Origin of the sequence: Bradyrhizobium iriomotense (genome assembly GCF_018129405.1) — a bacterium.
Taxonomy (GTDB): domain Bacteria; phylum Pseudomonadota; class Alphaproteobacteria; order Rhizobiales; family Xanthobacteraceae; genus Bradyrhizobium; species Bradyrhizobium iriomotense_B.
Genome location: NZ_JAFCLP010000010.1, coordinates 203,959 through 226,566, shown reverse-complemented (window position 1 = coordinate 226,566; position 22,608 = coordinate 203,959). Strand labels below are relative to the sequence as shown.

At 60.9% G+C, this 22,608-nt stretch carries 22 protein-coding genes and 1 pseudogene; 10 read left to right on the top strand and 13 right to left on the bottom strand.

What is annotated here, in order from left to right; genetic code table 11:
- Nucleotides 1-564: 564 nt before the first annotated feature.
- The 3 genes from ribB to JQ592_RS21865 all read right to left on the bottom strand — a co-directional run bounded on the left by ribB (nucleotide 565) and on the right by JQ592_RS21865 (nucleotide 3,573).
- Nucleotides 565-1,641, bottom strand: a complete 1,077-nt coding sequence (ribB, locus tag JQ592_RS21875) for a 3,4-dihydroxy-2-butanone-4-phosphate synthase (RefSeq protein WP_211404839.1) — start codon at nucleotides 1,639-1,641, stop codon at nucleotides 565-567.
- A gap of 180 nt (nucleotides 1,642-1,821) precedes the next feature.
- Nucleotides 1,822-2,604, bottom strand: a complete 783-nt coding sequence (locus tag JQ592_RS21870) for an SDR family oxidoreductase (protein ID WP_211404838.1) — start codon at nucleotides 2,602-2,604, stop codon at nucleotides 1,822-1,824.
- Nucleotides 2,605-2,616: 12 nt separating this feature from the next.
- Complete coding sequence (locus JQ592_RS21865) at nucleotides 2,617-3,573, bottom strand: sugar-binding transcriptional regulator (RefSeq protein ID WP_211404837.1); 957 nt, start codon at nucleotides 3,571-3,573, stop codon at nucleotides 2,617-2,619.
- Nucleotides 3,574-4,345: 772 nt separating this feature from the next.
- Here JQ592_RS21865 and JQ592_RS21860 point away from each other — a divergent pair.
- The 8 genes from JQ592_RS21860 to JQ592_RS21825 all read left to right on the top strand — a co-directional run bounded on the left by JQ592_RS21860 (nucleotide 4,346) and on the right by JQ592_RS21825 (nucleotide 12,194).
- Nucleotides 4,346-5,134: a transketolase gene (locus JQ592_RS21860; protein WP_246820585.1), complete on the top strand. Its 789-nt coding sequence runs from the start codon at nucleotides 4,346-4,348 to the stop codon at nucleotides 5,132-5,134.
- Nucleotides 5,134-6,090 carry a transketolase family protein gene (locus JQ592_RS21855; protein WP_211404835.1) on the top strand — a complete coding sequence of 319 codons (957 nt, stop codon included), beginning with the start codon at nucleotides 5,134-5,136 and terminating at the stop codon, nucleotides 6,088-6,090. Before JQ592_RS21860 ends, JQ592_RS21855 begins: the two co-directional genes overlap by 1 nt.
- Before the next feature lie 2 nt (nucleotides 6,091-6,092).
- Nucleotides 6,093-7,616 (top strand): FGGY-family carbohydrate kinase, encoded by a 1,524-nt coding sequence (locus JQ592_RS21850; protein ID WP_211404834.1) that lies wholly within the window; start codon nucleotides 6,093-6,095, stop codon nucleotides 7,614-7,616.
- 25 nt (nucleotides 7,617-7,641) lie between these two features.
- Nucleotides 7,642-8,607, top strand: a complete 966-nt coding sequence (locus JQ592_RS21845; protein WP_211404876.1) for an ABC transporter permease — start codon at nucleotides 7,642-7,644, stop codon at nucleotides 8,605-8,607.
- A gap of 140 nt (nucleotides 8,608-8,747) precedes the next feature.
- The gene (locus tag JQ592_RS21840) at nucleotides 8,748-9,683 is read left to right on the top strand and encodes a sugar ABC transporter substrate-binding protein (RefSeq protein ID WP_211404833.1); all 936 of its coding nucleotides are present in this window, start codon (nucleotides 8,748-8,750) and stop codon (nucleotides 9,681-9,683) included.
- 58 nt (nucleotides 9,684-9,741) lie between these two features.
- Entirely contained in the window at nucleotides 9,742-11,256 is a 1,515-nt protein-coding gene (locus JQ592_RS21835; protein WP_211404875.1) for a sugar ABC transporter ATP-binding protein, read from the top strand.
- Between the two features lie 19 nt (nucleotides 11,257-11,275).
- Nucleotides 11,276-12,040, top strand: a complete 765-nt coding sequence (locus JQ592_RS21830; protein WP_211404832.1) for an SDR family oxidoreductase — start codon at nucleotides 11,276-11,278, stop codon at nucleotides 12,038-12,040.
- Nucleotides 12,027-12,194 carry a hypothetical protein gene (locus JQ592_RS21825; protein WP_211404831.1) on the top strand — a complete coding sequence of 56 codons (168 nt, stop codon included), beginning with the start codon at nucleotides 12,027-12,029 and terminating at the stop codon, nucleotides 12,192-12,194. The genes JQ592_RS21830 and JQ592_RS21825 overlap by 14 nt, the downstream gene beginning before the upstream one ends.
- A gap of 357 nt (nucleotides 12,195-12,551) precedes the next feature.
- Here JQ592_RS21825 and JQ592_RS21820 read toward each other — a convergent pair whose 3' ends face one another.
- Together JQ592_RS21820 and JQ592_RS21815 are read right to left on the bottom strand one after the other, a co-directional pair.
- The gene (locus JQ592_RS21820; RefSeq protein WP_211404830.1) at nucleotides 12,552-13,142 is read right to left on the bottom strand and encodes a PIN domain-containing protein; all 591 of its coding nucleotides are present in this window, start codon (nucleotides 13,140-13,142) and stop codon (nucleotides 12,552-12,554) included.
- A gap of 2 nt (nucleotides 13,143-13,144) precedes the next feature.
- Nucleotides 13,145-13,603, bottom strand: a complete 459-nt coding sequence (locus tag JQ592_RS21815) for a helix-turn-helix domain-containing protein (protein ID WP_211404829.1) — start codon at nucleotides 13,601-13,603, stop codon at nucleotides 13,145-13,147.
- Nucleotides 13,604-13,966: 363 nt separating this feature from the next.
- Between JQ592_RS21815 and JQ592_RS21810 the strand changes: the two genes are divergently transcribed.
- A complete protein-coding gene (locus JQ592_RS21810; RefSeq protein ID WP_211404828.1) occupies nucleotides 13,967-14,368 on the top strand; it encodes a BlaI/MecI/CopY family transcriptional regulator in 402 nt (133 codons plus the stop codon).
- Nucleotides 14,369-14,655: pseudogene (locus tag JQ592_RS38325) on the top strand (DNA -binding domain-containing protein). It abuts the gene before it with no gap.
- A gap of 682 nt (nucleotides 14,656-15,337) precedes the next feature.
- On the opposite strand, the gene JQ592_RS21805 reads toward JQ592_RS38325, so the two are convergent.
- The 8 genes from JQ592_RS21805 to JQ592_RS21770 are packed head-to-tail and all read right to left on the bottom strand — an operon-like array spanning nucleotide 15,338 to nucleotide 22,571.
- Nucleotides 15,338-15,985: a glutathione S-transferase family protein gene (locus JQ592_RS21805; protein WP_211404827.1), complete on the bottom strand. Its 648-nt coding sequence runs from the start codon at nucleotides 15,983-15,985 to the stop codon at nucleotides 15,338-15,340.
- Nucleotides 15,985-16,728: an SDR family NAD(P)-dependent oxidoreductase gene (locus tag JQ592_RS21800; RefSeq protein WP_211404826.1), complete on the bottom strand. Its 744-nt coding sequence runs from the start codon at nucleotides 16,726-16,728 to the stop codon at nucleotides 15,985-15,987. The genes JQ592_RS21805 and JQ592_RS21800 overlap by 1 nt, the downstream gene beginning before the upstream one ends.
- Nucleotides 16,729-16,751: 23 nt before the next feature.
- Nucleotides 16,752-17,954: a CaiB/BaiF CoA transferase family protein gene (locus JQ592_RS21795; RefSeq protein WP_211404825.1), complete on the bottom strand. Its 1,203-nt coding sequence runs from the start codon at nucleotides 17,952-17,954 to the stop codon at nucleotides 16,752-16,754.
- A gap of 41 nt (nucleotides 17,955-17,995) precedes the next feature.
- Nucleotides 17,996-18,697, bottom strand: a complete 702-nt coding sequence (locus JQ592_RS21790) for an ABC transporter ATP-binding protein (RefSeq protein WP_211404824.1) — start codon at nucleotides 18,695-18,697, stop codon at nucleotides 17,996-17,998.
- The gene (locus JQ592_RS21785; RefSeq protein ID WP_211404823.1) at nucleotides 18,690-19,436 is read right to left on the bottom strand and encodes an ABC transporter ATP-binding protein; all 747 of its coding nucleotides are present in this window, start codon (nucleotides 19,434-19,436) and stop codon (nucleotides 18,690-18,692) included. The genes JQ592_RS21790 and JQ592_RS21785 overlap by 8 nt, the downstream gene beginning before the upstream one ends.
- Nucleotides 19,433-20,437, bottom strand: a complete 1,005-nt coding sequence (locus JQ592_RS21780) for a branched-chain amino acid ABC transporter permease (protein ID WP_211404822.1) — start codon at nucleotides 20,435-20,437, stop codon at nucleotides 19,433-19,435. The genes JQ592_RS21785 and JQ592_RS21780 overlap by 4 nt, the downstream gene beginning before the upstream one ends.
- Nucleotides 20,434-21,312, bottom strand: a complete 879-nt coding sequence (locus JQ592_RS21775) for a branched-chain amino acid ABC transporter permease (RefSeq protein ID WP_211404821.1) — start codon at nucleotides 21,310-21,312, stop codon at nucleotides 20,434-20,436. The genes JQ592_RS21780 and JQ592_RS21775 overlap by 4 nt, the downstream gene beginning before the upstream one ends.
- A gap of 53 nt (nucleotides 21,313-21,365) precedes the next feature.
- On the bottom strand, nucleotides 21,366-22,571 hold the full coding sequence (locus tag JQ592_RS21770; RefSeq protein WP_283816159.1) for an ABC transporter substrate-binding protein: 1,206 nt from the start codon (nucleotides 22,569-22,571) through the stop codon (nucleotides 21,366-21,368).
- Nucleotides 22,572-22,608: the final 37 nt, after the last annotated feature.

The following is a 22,608-nucleotide window of genomic DNA, read 5'->3' as shown; positions in this document are numbered from 1 at the left end:
GTCGTCGCAGAGATTTCCTCGCCAGCGAGCGGCTGCATGTTCGGATGGACAGGCGAGACCCGGCCATCAATTGTTTTCATAGATACTCCCCAAGGGGAACCCATGGCGACCACGATAGCTATTTCGGATATTCCATAATCTATAATACGCGAGCAGGAGTACGCTGCTGGCGTGCCCGTCTACAACGCGTCAGAGCCTATGAAGCGCGGACGATGTCGCCTGCAGCTGGCAAAGTGGTGGCTCTTCTTGTGCTCGGCCATTGTCGAGCACGCGGCTCGAATGACGGACTTGTTCTTGAAAAGGGGTTCGGCGTCTCCCACTTGCGCGGCTACGAAGGCGGGTGGCGTGTGATCATAGGCTTCGACATCCCGAGATCCCGGAGGCCAGACCAATCAAGATCACCAGATATCAGGCCGTGTCGATCGAGGACAACGAAGCTGGCTCGATCCACTATCGTGTAGTCGAGTTGTGCACCGGACAGCTAGTTTAGAAGGCCGGTAAGACGAGAAAGGCGGAGCGGGCAAAGCACCCGCGCCGCCTAAGCTCACGACGATCGACCAGCCATCATCCGTCGAAAGGTTCGGTTCCGGTAATTTCGATGCCGAAGCCCGATAGTCCCTTGTAGTCGTGGACGGATGAGGACAAGTTGCAAATCGAGGAAACGCCAAGGTCCCGCAAGATCTGTGCGCCTACGCCTACCTCGCGCCACTGCTTGTTTCGCTCGGCATCGGCGGAATTCTGTTCGGCGATGGGGGCCACGGGCACGCCAGCAGCACCATCTCGAAGGTACACAAGCACGCCGGACTTGCGCTTCTTGAAGTGCTCCAGAGCCTGCAACACCTTTTGCGGACCACCAAAGAGGTCCTTCACGATGTTTGGCTTGTAGAAGCGCGTCAGGACGTTCGTACCGTCGCCGATGTTTCCGTAAACGAGAGCCAAGTGATAGATCTCATCGAATGGAGACCGGTACGCATGCGCTTGCAGCGGGCCGATCGGACTATCGATCGTGAAGGAAGAAACCCGCTCGATCAACTTCTCCCGCGCCTGGCGATACGCAATCATGTCGGCGATCGTGACATGCTTGAGATTGTGCTTCTCTGCGAACGCCGAAACCTGAGGACCTTTCATGACGGTGCCGTCGTCGTTCATCAGCTCGCTGAGAACGGCGACCAACGGCAGACCCGACAGCCGACAAAGATCGATCCCGGCTTCAGTGTGGCCGGAGCGCATCAGGACGCCGCCGTCACGCGCGATCAGGGGGAAGATGTGCCCGGGGCGCGCGAGGTCGTTCGGGCCGACGTTCGAATTGACGAGAGCGCGGCAAGTCGCGGTGCGCTCTTCGGCCGAGATGCCGGTCGTCATGCCCGGCTTGTAGTCGATCGAGACGGTGAATGCCGTCGAATAGTTGGAGTCGTTGTGTGCGACCATCGGATCAAGCCGGAGCCGGCGGGCGTCTTCAGTCGTGACAGGTGCGCATACGATCCCGGAGGTGTGGCGGACGATGAACGCCATCTTCTCGGGCGTGCAGAGGGACGCGGCCACGATCAAGTCGCCTTCGCCTTCGCGATTGTCGTCGTCGGTAACGACCACCAGCTCGCCAGCGGCAAAAGCCTTCAGAACTTCCGGAATGGAGTGTGCCATCGTCGTAGAGTCCGTTTGTTGCGATAGGAGCGTGCCGTATGGCCCAGATCGCCGGGGGGTGCAATGGGCAAGCTCCCCCAGAGCTGATTGCCGGTCCGGACCATGGATTCCGTTCGCGTTTCGATGAATCGGGAGCAGAGATTTTCCGTGGGGCGGCAGTTCGGAGCAACATTTTATCCGTCAGGACATGATGAGGCCGCCGTCGACATTGATAGTTTGGCCCGTGATGTAGGCGGCGTCGTCGCTCGCGAGAAACGTCACCAAACCGGCGACGTCCTCTCCGGAGCCCGCGCGAGCCATGGGAATGTTGCGGACCCACTCGGCCATCAGTTCACCGGGCTTGTAGTCTCCCAACAGCTTCCCCCACGCCTCGTCATTGTAAGCCCACATGTCGGTCTCGATGATGCCTGGGCAGAAGGCGTTGACGGTGATCCCTTCTTTGGCGACCTCCTTGGCAAGGCTTTGCGTGATGCCAACGACGCCGAACTTCGAGGCGGCGTAGTGCGGTGTGAAGACGAAGCCCTGCCGCGCCTGGCCCGAAGCCGTATTGATCAGTCTTCCGCCATGCCCGTGTTTGCGCATGCGAGCTATCGCTTCCTGACAGCAGAGGAAAACGCCTTTGGTGTTGACCTCTATCACCTTGTCCCATTCGCCCTCGGTCATCGTCTCGATGCGAGCGATCGTGATGACGCCGGCGTTCTGTACCGAAACGTCGACGCCCCCGAATGCGCGCTCGGCCGCATCGTAGAGCGCGACGACATCGGGCTTCTTGGTCACGTCCGCGACCTGCGCGATCGCCTTGCCGCCTGCCGCGGTGATTTCGGCGGCGACACGTTCGCAGGCCGGTTCGTTTGCCGAGACGACGACCGCACCGCCCTCACGAGCAAAGCGACGGGCGAGGGCCGCGCCTATACCGCGGCTGGCCCCAGTGATCACGACGGTCTTGCCGGCAAAGCGATTCATTTTCGTCCCTTCCTAGGCGGGCTTCAGAAGCCTTTCGGCGGTGAACTTGTCGGTTATAAGCACGTTGATGAGGCCGCCCTTCAGGCAGGCGCGGATCGCTTCGACTTTGCGTTCGCCGCCAGCCACGCCGATGACGCGCGGGGTCTGCTTAAGCTCTTCCAGGGTGACCCCAATCACTCGATCATCCAGCGGCCCGTGAACGGGCTTTCCGTCGCGATCGAAAAACCGCACGCATATGTCACCGATGGCGCCGCTTCGTGCGAGTTCCTGCAATTCGGCGTCCGTGAACGAATTGCCGGAATTGGCCAACATGACGGAGGGTTGAAGCGCGCCGATGCCCACGAGCGCTACGGTCATGCGGCGAAATTGATCCATGGCAGCACGCACATAGGTGTCGCCGAGCATCACAAGCCTTGCTGCCGATGAATTGACGACGCCTTGCGCCGGCAGCAGTTGCGCCTCAGCTCCCGTCAGCGCTGCGAGCCGTCCGGTCAATTGAGTGGCGTGGGTTTGAACCGACGGATTGCCGATGCCGCCGAGGATCTGTACGACGCGCTCGGCGCGGGGCCTTTTGATCGGATGGATCGCGTCGACCATTCGCAGGAGCGAGGCGCTCCACGAAGAAATTCCGATCACATCGCCCTCGCTGAGGGTCGTCTCGAGGTAGTGCGCGGCCGCCGCGCCGATCGCGGAGAGGATGGGCTCTTCCCGATCCTCGAAGCATTCCGCCACGATGGCTTCGGTGACGTCATATTGCTGCCGCAAGGCGCCTTCGAACTGCGGGTATGTCCCTCGTGGGGCAACGATGGTGACGCGTACGACGCCCTCATCTTCGGCGCGCTTCAGCAGTCGTGATATCGTGGCTTGCGAGACATGAAGCCGCTGCGAGATCTCGGCCTGCTTCAACCGATCCTCGTGATAGAGCTGCGAAACACGAAGCATCATTCTCAGTTCGTCTGTTCTGCTCATCGGTCGCTTCGCTTTCGTTCAGCCGCTCGGTCGAGACCTAGAGTGAGCTGAATATTTGTTCAATCTCCGCGAAATGACTGACGGGCCCTTCGCACGCTTGCGAGCTCATCGGCTCGACAATCATCGCAGCGCGACAGAAGACTGAAAAGAGATACATGAATGAATAATTATACAGATGATAAAGCAGGCATTCAAGCATGTGCGTTCGCCCCGCCGTAAACTCCAATCAGCAGGGACTTCGGTCGCCGAGACGCAAGTGCGCCTCGTACACTCAAGGTGTCCCGATCGACGACCGGCCGCGCGACGAAGCGAGGTCAAAAAGCAAATTCAAGAAAGGGAGGAAAACGTCGTCTCTCAAGTCATCAAGGCTGCACGGAGCAGCGATGACGTTCAGGCAACGCGCGAACGAAGCACGGGCCCTTATCCGGCCGGCAAACCGTTCCGATCGATCGACATAAACGTCGCGCCACATTTCGTTTGCACGACACGCACTAGGCGCTGCGGCGCCGGCGCTGACGAGCGGCGGTTCGTCGCGGTGGCTTTGTACCTTCCGGGACGCCTTGAGGGCGCGCTGCGCCAAAATAGCTGTCCGGAACGTCAGGCATGCTGCTTGACAAGCAAGCAGCTCTGGCGTTCTTTGTGAAAAGAAATGCAGCTAAGAATAAATATTCAGGGAGTAGCTGTGACTGTCCCAACGACCGACGCCGAGCTGAACACCAAGTTGGCTCCGCCTATCTCCGCGACGCTCGACTCCACCGCCCGGGTCGATCTCTTGCGCAAGGAGGCGACCCGCATCCGCCGCAGCGTCATCGAGATGATCGGTCGCGCGCGCATGGGTCACATCGGCGGGGATCTGTCGACGACGGATATTCTCGCGACCCTGTTCTTCGCGGTGCTTCGGATCGATCCCAGCAATCCGACCACGCCGGAGCGAGATCGCTTCATCCTCAGCAAAGGCCATTGTGCCGCGGCCCTCTATTCGACGTTAGCGCTGCGCGGTTTTCTGCCGGTCGAGGCTCTATCAACCTTCATGCAGCCTCTGTCGGCGCTCAACGGCCATCCCAACCGTCGCAAGGTACCTGGCGTCGAAGCCAACACCGGTCCGCTCGGTCACGGTCTTCCGATCGCGGTCGGAAGTGCCGTCGCGTCCAAGCTGAAGAGTTCGCAATGGCGCACCTTCGTCGTTCTCGGTGACGGCGAATTGCAGGAAGGGTCGAACTGGGAAGCGGCCATGTGCGCCGGCCATCGCCGCCTCGACAACCTCGTCGCTATCGTCGACCGGAACCGGCTTCAGCAGGGCGCGCGCACCGAGGATACGAACCAACTTGAGCCGCTCGCATCGCGCTGGACCTCCTTTGGTTGGGAAACGGTCGAGATCGACGGGCACGACCTTGCCGCGCTCTACGACGCGTTCACGTCGCCGCGAAATGGCAAGCCGAAGTGTGTGATCGCCAAGACCGTGAAGGGCAAAGGAATTTCGTTCATCGAAGACCGGGTCGAGTGGCATCACAAGGTGCCGACCGTCGAACAGATCGAACTCGCCCTGAAGGAACTCGCATAATGGCCGCCCCAAGCGCCGCAAATCCGTCGCTCTTCGATTGCCGTCAGGCCTTCGCCGACACGCTGATCGCGCTCGCCAAGGAAGACGAGCGCATCGTCGCCGTCTGCAACGACAGCGTCGGCTCAAGCAATCTCGGTGAGTTTCAGAAGCTCTTCCCCGATCGCCTCATCAACGTCGGCATTGCCGAGCAGAACATGGTGGGCGTGGGTGCGGGCCTGGCGAACGGCGGTTTCATTCCTTTCGTGTGCGGCGCGGGTCCGTTTCTGACCGGCCGCGCCCTCGAGCAGATCAAGGTCGACGTCGCCTATAACGGGTATCCGGTCGTGCTTTGCGGCATGAGTCCGGGAATGGCCTACGGCGAACTCGGTCCGACCCATCATTCCATCGAGGATCTGAGCTGGCTGCGTGCGATCGATGGTCTCGCTGTCGTGGTGCCGGCGGACCCAGCGCAAACCCGCGCCGCCGTCCGCTGGGCTGTCGCCGCCGAGACGCCCGCCTATCTGCGGGTCGGCCGGACGAAGGTTCCATCCGTATCGCCCGATGAGACGAACGCCTTTGCATTCGGAAAGGCCGACAGGCTCCGCGACGGCAAGGATCTGACCATCGTCGCGACCGGTGTGATGGTGTCCCGCGCCCTAGCCGCAGGTGCGGCTCTCGCCGATCAGGGTCTTCAGGCCCGCGTGATCAATATCTCGTCGGTCAAGCCGCTCGACGACGCCGCGATCATAGCCGCGGCGCGCGAGACCGGTGCGATCGTCACCGTCGAGGAAGCGATGATCGAGGGTGGCCTGGGCGCCGCCGTCGCCGAAGTGGTGGTGCGCAATGCTCCCGTCCCCATGCGGATGCTCGGGGTCAAGGGCTTCGCGCCCACGGGTTCGGCCGAGTTTTTGTTCGATCACTTTGGACTGAATAGCGAAGGCATCGTCGCGGCGGCGCGCGAACTCAAGGGCAGATAGGAATGTCCGGCGGGCTGGTTCTGGCCATCGATCAAGGTACGAGTTCGACAAAGTGCCTCGTTGTCGACGATCGAGGCGCCGTGGTCGGTCACGCCCAGGCCCCGCTTTCCGTCACGACGCCGCAGCCCGGTTGGGTTCAGCAGGACGGGAACGAGATCTGGGACAGCGTTCGCGGCGCCGTCGCAGACGCTCTTAACACGATCCCACAGGATCGCATCACTTCGGTCGGGTTCAGCACCCAGCGCGAGTCGTGCATCATCTGGGACCGGCGCAGCGGCGAAGCACTTACGCCCGTGTTGTCCTGGCAAGATCAGCGCACCGAAGCGATTTGCGCCCGATTGCGGACGAATGGCGCCGCGGCGACGGTTCGTTGCAAGAGCGGGCTTCCCCTCGATCCGATGTTCTCGGCGGCAAAGGCTCGCTGGCTGCTGGACAACCTCACCGCCGGTCAGGCGCGCGCAAAAGCGGGCGACGTCTGCATCGGAACGATCGACGCCTTCCTTCTGTCGCGGTTTGGAAGCGAGGCTGTCGTCGAAGCCGGCAACGCGTCTCGAACGCAACTCTTCGACGTCGCGACGGCGCGATGGGACGAGGAATTGCTGTCCATCTTCGACGTACCCCTCGCTGCACTTCCGCGGGTAACCGCATCGAAGGGCCCATTTCCGTCCGTCAAGGGTCTTGCCCCGCTGCGGGACGGCACGCCGGTCGGTGCTGTCCTTGCCGATTCTCACGCGGCACTGTTCGCGCATGGCGCTTTCGCTCCAGGGCCCGTGAAGGCGACTCATGGCACGGGCGCTTCGGTCATGGGACTGGTGGATCGCGGGACTGTCAGAGATGGGAATGCAGGCGCACCCGGCGTGTGTCTTACGCTGGCGTGGGAGCTCGACTCTCCGGTCCTTGCGTTCGAGGGCAATATCCGCAGCGCCGGCTCGACGCTGGTATGGACGGCGCAGCTGCTCGGCATCTCCACGAAAGAACTGGCCGAGCTTGCCGCAACGGTCGGCGCTCCAAGCGGAGTGCACATCGTGCCGGCCTTCGGCGGACTTGGTGCGCCGTGGTGGGACGCGAACGCAATTGCCACGATCTCCGGTCTTAGCTTCGGACCGAGCCGTGCCCCGCTGGCGCGCGCGGCGCTCGATTCCATTGCGCACCAGATCGCCGACACGACCGACGCGGTGCGTGCAGGGGGCGCGACGATCGATTGCCTTCTGGTCGATGGTGGCCCGACGCGAAATCCGCAGCTCATGCAGTTCGAGGCCGACATGGTCGGCGTGCCAGTCGAGCGCCCGGCAGTGGCCGAACTTTCAGCGATGGGCGCGGCGCATCTCGCCGGTCTTTCGAGCGGTCTCTTCACTTGGGACGGCTTGCGTCGGCTCGACCGCGGATCGGAGCGCTTCATGCCGCGCATGGAAACGGAGGCGCGCGCGAAGGAGCGCGCGGCCTGGTCGAGGGCGGTCGCGGGATCGCGGGGACTGCCGATAAAGGAAACCGCCAACGACCCCGTCAGCACATCGCGAGGGATCTAAAAAAATGGCCATCGAGGGAACGGCAATGGAGGCGAAAAGCAGCGGTGGCGGCGGGGTGTTGCGTTTCATAAGGGGCGCGACGGGACCCTTGATCGGCCTCGTCTTGCTCTGCGCATTCCTGTCCATTGCGACCGATACTTTTCTATCGGTGCGCAACATCCTGAACGTGATGGACCAGATCACCGTTCTGGGCGTGATGGCGGTCGGGATGACCTTCGTCATCCTGATCGGTGGCATCGATCTTTCGGTCGGTTCGGTGCTGGCGCTGTCCGGCATGGTGATGGGCTATCTCGGCAACAATCTGGGCTGGCCCTTCGGCCTCGCGATCGTTGCCGCCTTGGTGGCCTCGTCCGCCTGCGGCTTCGTCTCCGGTCTGATGATCACCCGCCTGGCGATGCCGGCATTCATCGCAACGCTCGCGATGATGTCGATCGCCCGCGGAATTGCGAGCATCATCACGAACGGACAACAGATTATCGGTTTTCCCGACTGGTTCTCGAACCTCGCCATCATCCGGAATTTTGGATTTCTGACGGTAACGGTCGGCGCGATGATCGTCATCACCGTCATCGCGTGGGTGATCCTACAATACCGTCCGGCCGGCCGCTCGCTCTATGCGATCGGCGGTAGCGCCGAGGTCGCCCGTCTTGCCGGCATCAACGTGCGCAGGACGACCCTGTGGGTCTATACGATCTGCGCGGCCTTGGCGGGGCTCGCCGGAGTCATCCTGTCGGCGCGCTTGGATTCGGCTCAGCCCAGTTCGGGCATCGGCTACGAGCTGGACACGATCGCCGCGGTCGTCATCGGCGGCGCCAGTCTTTCCGGAGGCGTGGGCAGCATCGGCCGCACCGTGATTGGTGTCCTCATCATCGGCTTTCTTCGCAACGGTCTCAACCTGCTGCAGGTGTCGCCGTTCGTGCAGCAGATCGTCATCGGCGTCGTGATCGCAGTCGCTGTGGCCGCCGACACGCTGCGGCATCGCGGTGAGTGAACGAACTCGGGGTTCGCGTCGATGCTGCGCGCCCCTTTGTTATCGCTCCGCGAGGAGTGAACTGAGGTTCCAAGAGGGGACCGCAACGAAGACGCCGGCGAAACTTTCGCCGCAAAAGAGAGGAAAGAGGAGGAACGACTATGAATCTACGCAAAGCATTTCTAGTTAGCGCTATTTCGGCACTTGCGGTGTTGCCGGCCGTTACCGCACAAGCAAAGGACGCCAAGAAGGTCGGCTTGGCAGTCGCCAACTTGCAGGCCGACTTCTTCAACCAAATCAAGCAATCGGTTGAGGCTTACGGTAAGGAAAAGGGCCTCCAGGTAATTACCGTCGACGCCAAGGGCGACGCAGCGACCCAGGTCAATCAGATCCAGGATCTGCTGGCGCAGAACATCGACGCTCTGATCTACATCCCGGCCGGCGCCACCGCCGCCTCCGTGCCGGTGAAGGCCGCGAAGGCCGCGGGCGTTCCGGTGATCAACATCGATCGCAACGCCGACGGCGCTCCCGGCGATACCTTCATCGCGACCGACAGCGTCAGCTCTGCGCGCGCCGTCTGTGACCACATCGCCAAGGCGGCCGGCGGCAAGGGCGAGATGCTGATCATTCACGGTCAAAAGGGAACTACACCAGAGGTGGATCGCACCAAGGGCTGTTCCGAGGCGCTCAAGAAGTATCCCGAGGTGAAGGTCGTCGGCGAGCTCTGGAGCGAGCAGTGGCACCAGGACGAGGGCTTCAAGCTGGCGCAGGACCTGCTGCAGCAGCATCCGAAGGCGAGCATCATCTTCGGTCAGGCTGATGCCCTTGCGCTGGGCGCCGCCCAGGCGGTGAAGGTCGCTCATCCGGGGCAGAAGGTTTGGATCGCGGGCTTCGACGGCGATACAGAAGCTCTGAAGGCTCTCAAGGACGGCGCTTTCGACGTCACCGCGACCCAACAGACTCAGAAGATGGGCCGTCTGGGCGTGGACGCGGCCATCGCGATCGTGAAGGGCGAGAAGCTGCCGCCCGTGCAGTTGCAGGACGCGACGTTGACGACGAAGGATAACGTCGCGCAGTTCGTCGCAAAGCATCCGTAATCGAAACTGAAGACCCGGGCGGCGCCCATGGGTGCCGCCCGACCGCTAGGGCATGGCGATGACAACCGCAGCAAAACAAGCCGAACAGCTCGAAGTTGGCCTCACGCTGCATCGGGTTGGCAAGCAGTATGGGCCGATCACCGTTCTGACGGGGATCGATCTGACGCTGCGCCCGGGCGAGGTGCTCGCGCTTTTAGGGGAGAACGGCGCCGGAAAGTCGACCGTCGCCTCGATCATCTCCGGACTCGTCGCTCCGTCGACCGGTTCTATGACCTGGCGCGGAGCGCCGTATGCCCCGGCCGCGCCTGCTGACGCGCTGTCCGCCGGGATCGGACTCATTCACCAGGAGATGCGTCTCCTGCCGGACCTTTCGATCGCCGAGAACGTCTTTGTCGGCCGGCTGCCGATGCGCGGCGGGCGGATTGACCGCGCGGCCATGAACGCACGCGCCGCCGAGCAGCTGAAGCGCCTCGGCCTGAATGTGCCGCCGACGACGCTCGTGCGTCACCTTCGAGTCGCGGCACAGCAGCAGGTCGAGATCGCGAAAGCACTGACGCTGAACGCGAAGCTGCTGATCTTCGACGAGCCGACCGCGGCTCTCGGCCTAGACGAGACGGATCGACTGTTCGAGCAGATTCGTCGCCTCAAAGGCGAGGGCGTGAGCTTCATCTACATCAGCCATCGGCTCGACGAAATTCCGCGCATCGCCGATCGCGTCGCCGTCATCCGCGATGGCCGCATGGTTGCCACGCACGATACCGCTCAAGTGCCGACGAAGACACTCGTCGAACAGATGGTCGGTCGGCCGCTCGACCGCATGTTTCCGACGATCGATCCTCCCCCTCTCGAAACCGCGCCGCTGCTTGAAGTCGATGGCCTGACGAGCGCGAGGGGGGACTTCGCAGATGTGAGTTTCTCGGTCCGGCCGGGAGAAGTGTTCGGCTTGGCCGGCATCATCGGTGCCGGCCGCACGGAGCTGGTTCGAGCGATCTCCGGAGCCGATCCGGTTTCATCGGGCACGGTCAAGATCAACGGGCAACTGGTCCGTCTCGATGGTCCCCGCGACGCGCTATCGCGAGGCGTGGTCCTAGTGCCGGAAGATCGCAAGGGACAGGCGCTCATTCTGCCGCAAACCATCGCCGACAATCTGGCGCTCGGCAACTACGCTCGTGTTGCTCCGTCGGGGTGGATCTCTCGAGCGCGGACGGAGGACTTCGCCCGGCAGGCGATCAAGCGCTTTCTGATCAAGGGGACGGCGGGGCAGCGGGTCGGACAACTGTCTGGAGGTAACCAGCAGAAGATCGTCATCGCCAAGAGCATCCTGCGCGACCCGAAGGTGGTCATCCTCGATGAGCCGACGCGCGGCATCGACGTTGGCGCGCGCGCAGCGATCTACCAGATCGTCGCCGACCTCGCTCGCGAGGGTATGGCGGTGATCGTGGTGAGCTCCGATCTCGACGAAGTTCTGGGTTTGGCGCACCGAGTTATGGTGCTTAGCAGGGGCCGGAATCGAGGCGTGCTCGACCGCGAGACCGCGGGTCGCGTGTCGGTCATGGAACTTGCGACAACTTGAATGATAGCGGAGAAATTTGATGAGCAGGTTCAGCCTGAAGGACGAGGTCGCCCTGGTCACCGGCGCCGGCAGCGGCATCGGTCAAGGCATCGCTGTAGGATTGGCCGAAGCGGGAGCCAACGTCGGGCTGTTCGATCTTTCGGATAGCAAGGGTCTCGAAGATACGGCTCGAAAGATCGCCGAGTTGGGTCGGAAGTCGATCAAGCTTGGCGGTAACGTGACGAATGCCGACGACCTCAGGAAGGCGGTCGCCGATGTCGAAGGCAAGCTCGGTCCGCTCTCCCTGGCAGTCAATTGCGCGGGCATCGCAAACGCGCGGCCGGCCGAGGAAATGCCGCTGGACCAGTGGCAGAACATGATCGACGTCAATCTGACCGGCATCTTCCTGTCATGTCAGGCCGAGGCGAGAGTCATGCTGACGCGCAAACGCGGCGCCATCGTAAACATCGCCTCCATGTCGGGCTCGATCGTGAATCGCGGATTGCTGCAGGCTCACTACAATACGTCGAAGGCCGGCGTGATCCATCTCTCCAAGAGCCTGGCGATGGAATGGGTCCAGCGTGGCATTCGGGTGAACGTGATCAGCCCGGGCTACACGCTGACGCCGATGAATCTACGTCCGGAAGTTGCGGAGCAGCGAAAGATATTCGAGCGTGAAACGCCCATGGGCCGCATGGCGACGGTCGAGGAGATGGTCGGGCCGGCCATCTTTCTGTTGAGCTCGGCCGCTTCTTTCGTGACAGGCGTCGACCTTCTCGTGGACGGGGGCTTTGAGTGCTGGTGACAAGCTTCTAAGGCGCGACCGGAGACAACCCAGCGCGCAAAAAGATTATGGGAAGAAAATCGAGAACGTGCGTGAGCTCATCGGTGCTGCGGTCGGCGCGACCATCGCTCTGAATCCTGCGGATGACCGGAATGCCGTCATCACCGACATCTAGTAGGCGCCGCGGAATGCCCAGGGGAGGGTAGAGGCGGTCGCGGACTGGCACGTTGCTGCTCGACGTCCCGAACCGCGGCCTTAAACTGACGCAGCAATTGTTCGACGATTCTCCGCAACGCGGAGCGCGCAAACCTCGAGACCGCGAATGATGGCGGCATCGGAGCCCCCGAGCGTCAGGGATACACGATGGTCTACGTGGGAGATCTCCTCCAAGCCAGGGCAGTTAGCGCTGAACGCTTCGTGGCTTTTGACCGCTCAGTTATTGATTCGCATAACCTTCATTATGGAATATCCGAAGTCGAGTTTGCATCAAGATCGTGTTGCCAAAAAAAAGCCCGCCTGGTTAGTTACTGAGCTAGAGGGATTCCACGTGTGGCCTTAGCACGTCAACCGTCTCAATCAGCCCCGCAGCTTCCATCACGAGCAAGAGGTCCGCCGGCGTCATTTCCGGTTTCTTGAAGCGTTCGCGCATACGCCGAATGGCTGCAACAGCGCGAGCTTCGTCGAGTGCGATAGTATCCGCAATGAAAGCGTCGGCCGATTTCGCCTCCATGTTCAGATCGGAAAGAACTGCCGCCGGAAAGTCCTTAAGGTTTTCCGTTACGATCATTGCGGCTTGCGTCTTGGCCGCCGCAGCAACAACGTGATGATCGCCAGGATCGGGGAACCCAGCCGCAACGGGCAAGAAGTTGTCAAAATCCGTAACCATGGCATCTTCAAAGGCAGCTTCCATGCTGGCGCGCGCCCGCTCTGCACGCGCCGCGGCATCGGCAAAGCCTTTGGCGTTCAGGATCTCCTCGATAGCTGTTTCGGTCTCATCCATAACGCGGCTTGACCAGCGGAGACGAAAAAATTCCGCCTCCGCCAAGGAGAGAAGCAGGTTCCTTTTGAGCGCGCTTGCAAGCGAGCACGCATCGACGAATGCGGTGAAGCGGTTTGCAAACAAGCTTACAGGTGCTCCGCGTCCTGCTCAGCGAGCTTCGCAAGCGCTTTGCCCCGCTTCTCATCACGCGTGCGCTTATAGGCGAATAGGTCCTCTGCCCTAACCCTGCGATGACGCCCCACTGTCACGTGCTGAATTTCGTTCTTCTCGAGCAGCGAGACCAGAAACGGACGCGAGACATTCAGAATGTCGGCAGCTTGCTGCGTGGTCAACATCTCATGCACAGGCACAAGCGTCACCGCATCGCCGCGACCGATATGCCGCAGCAATTCCATCAAGAGACTCGACAGTGCCGGCGACAAGGTTATCTCAGCAGCCTGCTGTGCATCGTCGAGCACTCGCAGTTTGGCATCTCCCGTCGCATGCGAAGCGAGTATCTGACGAAGCTGGTTGGCCGCCGCCTTCTCGCTCGCGGAAGGCAGGCGAGTACCTCCCAGCTCTTCAGCGTAGGCTGGCATCGTCATCGTATTTTCTCCCCTGTACGGCCTTTTGTATAGGCTATATTCGAAATAAACGCAACAGGTGAAATAAACGAAAACGTCTAAAGTTCCTGACCAGCTAGGCTCCCTACCCTTTGTTCCAGGCCGATCCTTAGGAACTTTTGGCGTTGCCGCGCCTCATGAGGTGGTCGGCTGGGAATAAACTCCAAAATCTATGTTATGCGTATAAAAATGTCTGCGCTCTCGCCCGACCCGAGATCGGCTTGCGCACGCCTTGCATTCTCGAGCTCCGAAAAACTATCGACATCGATGTTGCACGGCCAGTTACCCGTATGTGGCCTTCATGCGTAGCTTATAGTTTGGATCAATAATATCGGCGTACTAAACATGGCCGACGACGTGCCTACACTTGGCAACCTTGAGCGCGATCCGATGCAGTTGATGTGGAGTCACGGCCCGACCACGGCCGAGACGTTGCGCGAACGATTCCCGCGTCGCTTGAAGGAGTCCACGATTCGAACTGTCCTGAGAAGGCTCGAGATGAAGGGTCTTACGAAACACACGGTGAGTGGACGGACCTTTGTCTATCACGCGACTGAATCGCGGGGGTGCATTGCCGCAAGAGCAGTAAAGAGTATTATCGACCGGCTGTGCGATGGATCTTTAGAAGAGCTGTTCGCGGGCATGGCCGCTATGAGGATGATTGATGCTCTCCAATTGCGAAGACTTGCCAATGAGGTTTCCAACGCTAAATCCAAGCCGATACGTCTGCGGCTTGAGGCTCGATGAATGCGAATTATTCCTGCCAATCCAGATGTCGCGGACGCGGCGCCGACTGATACTGCCGCCCTCACCCCTTACGACCATGAACATGCCATCACCTATCTGCGCCTGCTAGACGCGAACGCGGAGGGGCCGATTGGCGCGAAGTGGCACGACTCGTGGTGCACATCGACCCCGAGCGCGAACCGAGCCGGGCCCGGAAGGCTTACGAGGGTCATCTCGGACGCGCCAAATGGATGACTGAGCACGGCTGTAGGCTACTGCTGCGGAATGGCTGGCCGGCCTCAAACTAGCCCTACCCACCCCACCTGGACGGCGTGCGCCAAAGGCGCATCGCCCCAATGCGGCTCTTTCCCCTTGGGGTTAAATTCCGGGACGTAGTGTCGGTTCAGTGTCCGCATATTGCCGATCCGCGCGAACAGCGTGGGCCGCCTCGCTCGACCACCAGGAGCAAAGCTTCCATCGCAGCCCGCCCACTCCGGCGCATCGTGCTGCTTCTTCGGCAGCGCAGCGATGTACTCGCCGGCGTCGAGTAGCTCAGCAGAGCGCGATCACCAATTCTGATCGGGTCCTCGAAAGGTCGCCGCCAGCTCGTTCGGTCACACCGCCCCCGGTTACCGATAGCCCATCCCGCCGGTAGGCCCTTTGGCGTTCCAGTTGAAGTCAGGCCGCGCGTCAGCCCCGGCCTCGCCACAGGCGCTGCAGACGAAGCGAGGATGGCGACGATCCTCCAAAACCAAATGACGCTGCGCGGCGTGTATCCCTACGGAAGAAATGCCGCTGCGCGACGGCTACCGTTGCGAGTAGGGCCAAACCGCGGCGCTGCCGGAGACCGAGGACACCAAGGAGGCGCTTGCCGCCTTCCGCGAAAAGCGAAAGCCGATCTTCAAGGGCCGGTGAGATCATGTCCCGAGGTGCCAAAGCGGAAGAGCTAGACAGCCTCGAAGCCCTGAGCGATGACGCCTTTGTTTCGTCCTAGATCTGCGCGAGATTTGCCCTTTCCCCGGTCCGATATCCCTCGCGCGAGGTGACGCGCCCAAGATACGGAACGGCACTGTCGCAGATGCCGACGCCGTATTCGATCGCCCATGTCAGGCAGGTCGTTAGCAAAATATCGGCCGTGGTGAACTGATTTCCCATGAGGTATTGACGGCCGTCGGACAGCGCAACATCGACATGGCGGAGTTGCCCGCGAAAATACTCGGCCGCCTGGGTAACGACCTGAGGAGCTTCGCCGTAGATGTGCGCCAGACCCTTGTTGGTGCCATGCCGTCTCATGACATACAGGCTCGTTGAATCCAGTTCGGTTACGATGAAGAAGCACCACTCCAGCCACTTCGCGTAAAGCTTCGGGCAGCTCGGAACGAGTCCGCCATCGGACGTCCGGTGCTTCCTGGCGAGATACGCTACGATCGCAGCACTTTCTCCAATGGTCAGGTCTCCGTCCTGCAGAAGCGGAATCTTCTGGCGCGGATTCAGCGCCGTATATTCCGCCGTCTTGGTCTCTCCCGATCGCGGAAGGATCGGCCGCGACTGGTACGGAAGATCGAGTTCATGAAGCGCCCAATGCGCGCGAATGGTGCGTGAGGTGCCGACACCCCACAGGATGAGACCATCTGTCATCACCATGTCTCCACCGATGGACGCAGATCGAGTTCGTGAGTCCAGCCGTCTCTGGATTGTTGGTGGGCAAACCAGTACGCTTCGGCGATGGACGCCGTTTTGGTAAGGCTATCAGGTGGAATTTCGTTGGCGCTGATTCCAGTTGCCGCCTTCATGCGCTGATGAATGGCTTCGCTATCAACGCCCGCGTCAATCAAAAGATGGACGACATGAATGTTCTTCGGTCCAAGCTCACGAGCCATCGCTTGGGCGACGGCCCGCAAGCCGAACTTCGCCGCCGAAAATGCTGCAAAGCCCTTTCCGCCTCGTACGCTTGCGGTCGCGCCGGTGAAAAGCATCGTACCCTGTCCACGTGTGGACATGTGCTTCGCCGCCTCACGGCCCACTAGAAAACCAGCGTAGCAAGCAAGTTCCCAGGCCTTGAAAAACAGCTTCTCTGTTGTCTCTAGCAATGGCTTGTTCACGTTCGATCCAGCGTTGAAGAGACAAACTTCGATCGGACCGACATCTTTCTCGACATCCGCGAAAAGTTTCTGAATTTCCTCTTCCTTGCGCGCATCGACGCTGTAGGCGCGCACCTCATGTCCAGCTGCGCCGAGTTCGTCAACCAGTGCCTGAGATTTGGCGGCCTCTCGCCGTGCGATGCAGACCTTATACCCGCCTTGCGCAAAACGGCGCGCCACGGCTGCGCCTATGGCGTCCCCTGCACCGACCAGAAGGGCTACCCCGTTTGACTTCGTCATTGCTATCTCCACAACATCAGATTTTACTTGGACGCCGCGCGGACAGACTTGTTCGCGATCATTGCATCGATTGCGCTGTCACTGTAGCCGAGCTCGCGCAGTACCACGCGCGAGTGTTCACCTACCCGTGGCGCCGGACCACCGATGGCGGCCTTGTTGACCTCGAAGATGGCCGCAGGCTTGGGCTGCCGCACCCGCCCCACCGTCGGCTGGTCGAACTCTTCGATCAGGCTGCGCGCCACGACCTGCTCGTTCTGGACGATCTCTCCGCGACGCAAGATCGGCGCGCACGGCACATCGGCGGCATCCAGCCGCTGCAGCCACTCAGCGGTGGTTCGCTCAGCGATGTACTCCTGCATCTTTTTGATGCGCGCGGTGGCGTTTACGAAGCGCGCCCCCGGGGTCGCAAACCGCTCGTCCTCGGCCAGCTTCGGATCGCCCGACGCCTTGCAGAAGCCCTGCCATTCGGAGTCCGAAATCGTGCCGCAGGTGATATAGCCGTCGAGCGTCTTGAATACGAGGTCCGGCCGGTCGTTGGGATCCGTGGTCGTGGCCTCGGCGCCGACTACCGTATATTGCATCATGCCTTCCGGCCACAGATACGAGATCATGGCATCCAGCATTGCCACCTGGATGTGGTCGCCCTGCCCGGTCTTCTCCCGTGCATAAAGCGCCGAGGACACCGCCTGCGCAGTGAACACCGACGTTGTTTTGTCGCAAACGATGGTGCGGATCATCTGCGGGCGATTGGTCACCGGCTGCGACTGAATGTCGGCAAAACCGGACAGCGCCTGCACGATCGGATCATAGACGCGCTTCTTCACATACGGCCCGCTGTCGCCGACCCCGCTGATCGAGACATAAATCAGCCGCGGGTACTTCTTGCGCAGCTCCTCCTGGCCGAGTCCGAGGCGCTCCATTGTGCCGGGACGGAAGTTCTGCACCAGCACGTCGCTCTGCGCCGCCAGCTTGGCCAACACCTCGCGGCCCGTCTCGCTCTTGATATCGATCGAAAGGGAGCGCTTGCCGCGATTGCACGAAACGAACAGCGCCGAGAACTCGCCGGCCGCGTCGATCAGCGTCCGGCTCCGGCGCGTGCCGTCGCCGCTCGTCGGCTCGATCTTGAGCACATCCGCTCCCTGATCCGCCAGAAACATGGTCGCGTATGGACCCGACACCACCGCTGTCAGATCCAGGACGCGCACTCCACTCAAAGGTCCTGGCATTTCCTCACTTCCTCCGTTGGTCCGTCGTCTTCAGCTCAATGTCACACGCTCAAATACATGCGTCTGATATCGTCGTTTGCGATCAGGGATTTCGTGTCGCCGGCGAATTGAACCCGCCCCTGGCTCAGCACGTAGACATAGTCAGCCAGTTGGGTCGCGAGGTGATAGTTCTGCTCCACCAGCAGAAGCGGGGTCCCGGACGCCTTGATGTCCATGAGCACGGCTTCGAGCTTCTCTATGATCACCGGCGCCAGGCCTTCGCTGGGTTCATCGAGAATCATGAGGTCTGGACCTGCCACCAGCGCCCGCCCGATAGCCAGCATCTGCTGTTCACCGCCAGACAATTGTCCGCCGAGACTTTTGCGCCGTTCGGCGAGGCGGGGAAAGATCTCGAACACATACTCGATGGGCTTACGCCGGGGCCGGCGTTTCGACGCACCATAGGCAATGGCAAGATGCTCTTCGACAGTTACGGTGGGGAAGATGCCGCGATCCTCCGGCACGAAGGCAATGCCGGATTTCACGATCCGATGCGTCGGCAGCCGTGTGATATCAATCTCATTGAAGACGACGCGGCCACGCCGCGCGGGCGTCAGCCCCAATATTGAGCGCAGCGTCGTCGTCTTGCCAGCACCATTGCGGCCGAGCACCGCCACGCACTGCGCGGTGGTTACGGAGAGATCAACGCCTTGCAGGACATGGCTTTCGCCATAGTAGGTGTGGAGATGCTCGACTTTAAGCATGGCGCTGCCCCAGATAAGCCTGGATCACCTGAGGATTCGACTGGATCTGATCCCTCGTCCCCGTTGCGAGCACCCTGCCGTAACTCAGCACCGTGATGATGTCGCAGATCGCAAACACGACATCCATGTCATGCTCGACAAGCAGAATGGTCAATTCGGGAGACAAGCCGTTGATCAACTTGATCAGACTGGTACGCTCGTCAGGCGACGTGCCCGCCGCAGGCTCGTCCATCAGCAAGATCTTCGGCTCCGCACAGAGCGCGATCGCGACCTCGAGTTGACGCTTCTGTCCGTAGGAGAGTTCGTTGACCTTCCGGTGCAGCACGGTGTCCAGATGCATCTGCTCTGCCGCAAGCCGCGCTTTCCGGACGACGTCGGTAAATGACCGGCACGACTGGAATATGGAACGCCGCGAGGCATCAAATGCTTGACATGCAACACGCAGGTTCTCAAGAACAGTGACACTCTCAAGCAGCATGTTCTTTTGAAAGGAGCGTGAAAGACCGCCTCGCGTGACGAGATCGGGCCGCCCCTGCTTCGCCGGAACCCCCTGGATGAGAATTTCGCCGCTGGTCGGCGGCTGCCATCCCGTGATGATGTTGAACAGCGTGGTTTTGCCGGCGCCGTTGGGGCCGATCACCGCATGGCGTTGACCAGACGGCACCTTCAGATCGAGGTCACTGATGACCTGCAGCCCGCCGAAGGCCTTGCGCAGGTTTCGAATTTCGAGGGCGCTCATTGCCGTTTTCCGATCAGCGCGCTGATGGAGCCGAGAACGCCACCGCGGAAGAACGCGACCACAAGCATGAAGAAGATACCGAAGAACAAATTGTATTCTTCCGTAATCATGCTCAGCGCCTGCTTGACCACGACGAAGACCGCGGCTCCCACAAATGGCCCTAGAATTACATTGGCGCCGCCGATGATGACCATCAGCACTCCCTCACCGCTCATCTGCCAGCTCATCGCATCGGGATTGACGAAATAGGTGTACTGTGACTGAAGAATACCTGCGACCGCACAGATCACGGCAGCCAGCGCGAACGATCCGACCTTGTAGTTGGCGACCGCATATCCCATCGACATCATGCGACGCTCGTTTTCACGAATGCCGACGAGGACGCTGCCAAAGGGCGAGGTTACGATCCGCCACAGCATCAGCAGGGAGAGAACCGCGACAACGAGTACGTAATAATAGAAGACGGTGGGGTTGTCCGCGCTCATGCCGAGCAGCGACAGATCGGGGCGCGGAATTCCCGTCATTCCATCCGACCCGTTGGTCCAGCGCAACTTGATCGCGGCGCCATAGAACATCTGCGAGAACGCCAGTGTGATCAGGAGGAATTCAACGCCACGCGTCCGGGTGCAAATCGCGCCGATTGGCGCCGCGATTGCGGCCACGACTACTAACGTGACCGGGGCAGAGATCCACAGCGGCCAGCCCAACAGAGCCGTTCCGATCGCGATGCCGTATCCCCCGAACCCGAGAAACATCGCCTGTCCTAGAGAGACGAGACCGGTGTATCCGGTCAGAAGATTGATGCCCGATGCAAATATTCCCGCGATCATGACTTCGACTGCCAGTGTCATGACGTAGCCGGACACGAACGATGGCAGCGCGCATAAGCCGAAGCCAATAGTGACGAGCAAAGCGGCGTACGCACGACGTGAAGCGGGAAGCGGCAGAGGCTTCATTGCGCCGGCTCTCCGCTCGCTCGTGAGCATGACATCTGCGCTCATGCAACCCTCCCGACCGCGCCGAAAAGTCCCTGCGGGCGAAAGATCATCACAGCTATCAGAAGGATGTAGATTGCAAACAGCTCGGCTTCCGGAAGATAGGCCTGAGCAAATGTATCCGTCATGCCGACGATAAGCGAGGCGTAGAACGACCCCTTGAGATTGCCGAGGCCGCCCACCACCACGACCACAAAGGTCGTGACGACAATGCCGATGCCCATGCTGGAGTAGATGCTCATGACCGGCGCCGAGACGACGCCGGCAAATCCGGCTAGCGCGGAACCGAACCCGAATACCAGCGCGAACAAGAAAGTGATGTTGATGCCGAGCGCCGTGACCATCTCGCGGTTGTCGACCCCGGCCCGCAGCGTGGCCCCGACCAGGGTGCGATCGATCACCAGGATGAGCCCGACGGCGATGGCGATGCCGATCGCGATGATGAATAGCCGATAAATCGGATATTCAATTCCCAGCAAGGCGACACGGCCCATCAGGACATCAGGCGTGACAATGCTGTGAAACGCCGATCCAAAAATATACTCGACTGCGCCCGCGGTGGCGAACAGAAGGCCGAACGTCAGCAACGCAAGATCGAGATGCGTCGAGCGGCCGCGCTGCGCCAGGGGCTGCAGCACGAAGAACTGGAGGATGAAGCCGGCCGCGAACGGGAGCAGTGGACCAACGAGCAGCGCGAGCCAGAACGAACCCGTGTTGTTGGCGACGACCAACCCGAAATAGGCCCCCATCGTAAAGAAGGCGCCGTGAGCCAGATTGAGAATGTTCATCAGCCCGAAGATCAACGTGAGGCCGACGGCGAGAAGGAACACCAACATGCTCAACTGCACGCCGTTGAGAAGTTGGATCAGGAAAGGCTGCATGCTTCACCCAAATTCGAGAGACGCGGGCCCGCCGGGGCGAAGCCCGCCTCGGATCAGAACGATTTCGTGCAACCCGGCAGATCGCCAGCGCCAGGAAACTGGTCCAGAGGCTTACGCTGCATCTTGCCGTCGGGGCCCTTGACGATCTCGACCACATAGACCTTCTCAAGCAATGCGCTGTTCTGCGCGTTGAACTTGATCTTCCCGCGCGGCGAATCGAACGTCAGGTCTCGCATGGTCGAAATGAACTTCGCGCGGTCTTGCGGCATCTCGCCGCCGAGCTTTTCGAGAGTGAGCATGATGGCCTTGCCGTTGTCGTAACCAAGCGCCGCGCTCACGTCGGGATCCTGCTTGTACTTTGCGTTATAGGCCTTGACGAACTTCTGATTCACCTCGGTTTCGATGCTGGGGTAATGCGTGGCGACGTGCTGGGCATTGAGCGCCAGATCGCCGAGTGCGGGCCACAGCGCCTCGTCGTAGACCCAGTGATCGCCAATAAACGGAATCTTGGTGCGAAGGCCGAAATCGGCGTGCTGCTTGACGACCTGGATTGCTTCCGCGCCCGCATAGAATGCGTAGATGATTTGCGCGCCGGAGTTGGCAGCCTGCGTCAGTGCCGCGCTGTAGTCCTTTGTCTTCTGGAACGGCGTCCAGATTTCCTCGATCACCTTACCGCCGTTGTCTTCGAAGCCGCGTTTGAACCCACCGATAAATGCGCGGCCCGCAGAATAATCAGGCCCCATCGTCACGGCCGTCTTGACCCCCTTGCTCGCCCAGTACTTGCCGGAGGCATATTCGAATCCGTTGGCGCTGAACGAGGTGCGTGCTATGTATGGGCTGCAGAACTTACCGGTGATCTCGTCCGCAAAGGCGTTCACGAACACCATCGGCATCTTGTTCTTGTCGGCAAGCTCCGAGAGTGCAATGCCGACATTCGAGCCGACGACACCGGCAACCAGAGCGACCTTGTCCGACTGGACGAACTTGTTGAATCTCTGAACGCCCACGCTCGGCGTCAATTCGTCGTCCGCGCGGATAATCTCGATGGGACGACCGTTACTCTTGTTGCCGAACTCTTCCAATGCGATTTGAAAGCCGCGATCGATGCTTTCCGCCGGAACTGCATAGACGCCCTTGTACGGCAGCATCAGGCCGATCTTGATGGCGCCCTTCTCCTGCGCGTAGGTCGGCACGCTGGCCGATGCCGCGAGACCGATCGCCCCGGTGAGCCCAATAAGCGCGTATCCCTTGAAAGACATTGCCATTTCGCTCTCCCTTGTGCCGGGCGGTCCCGCC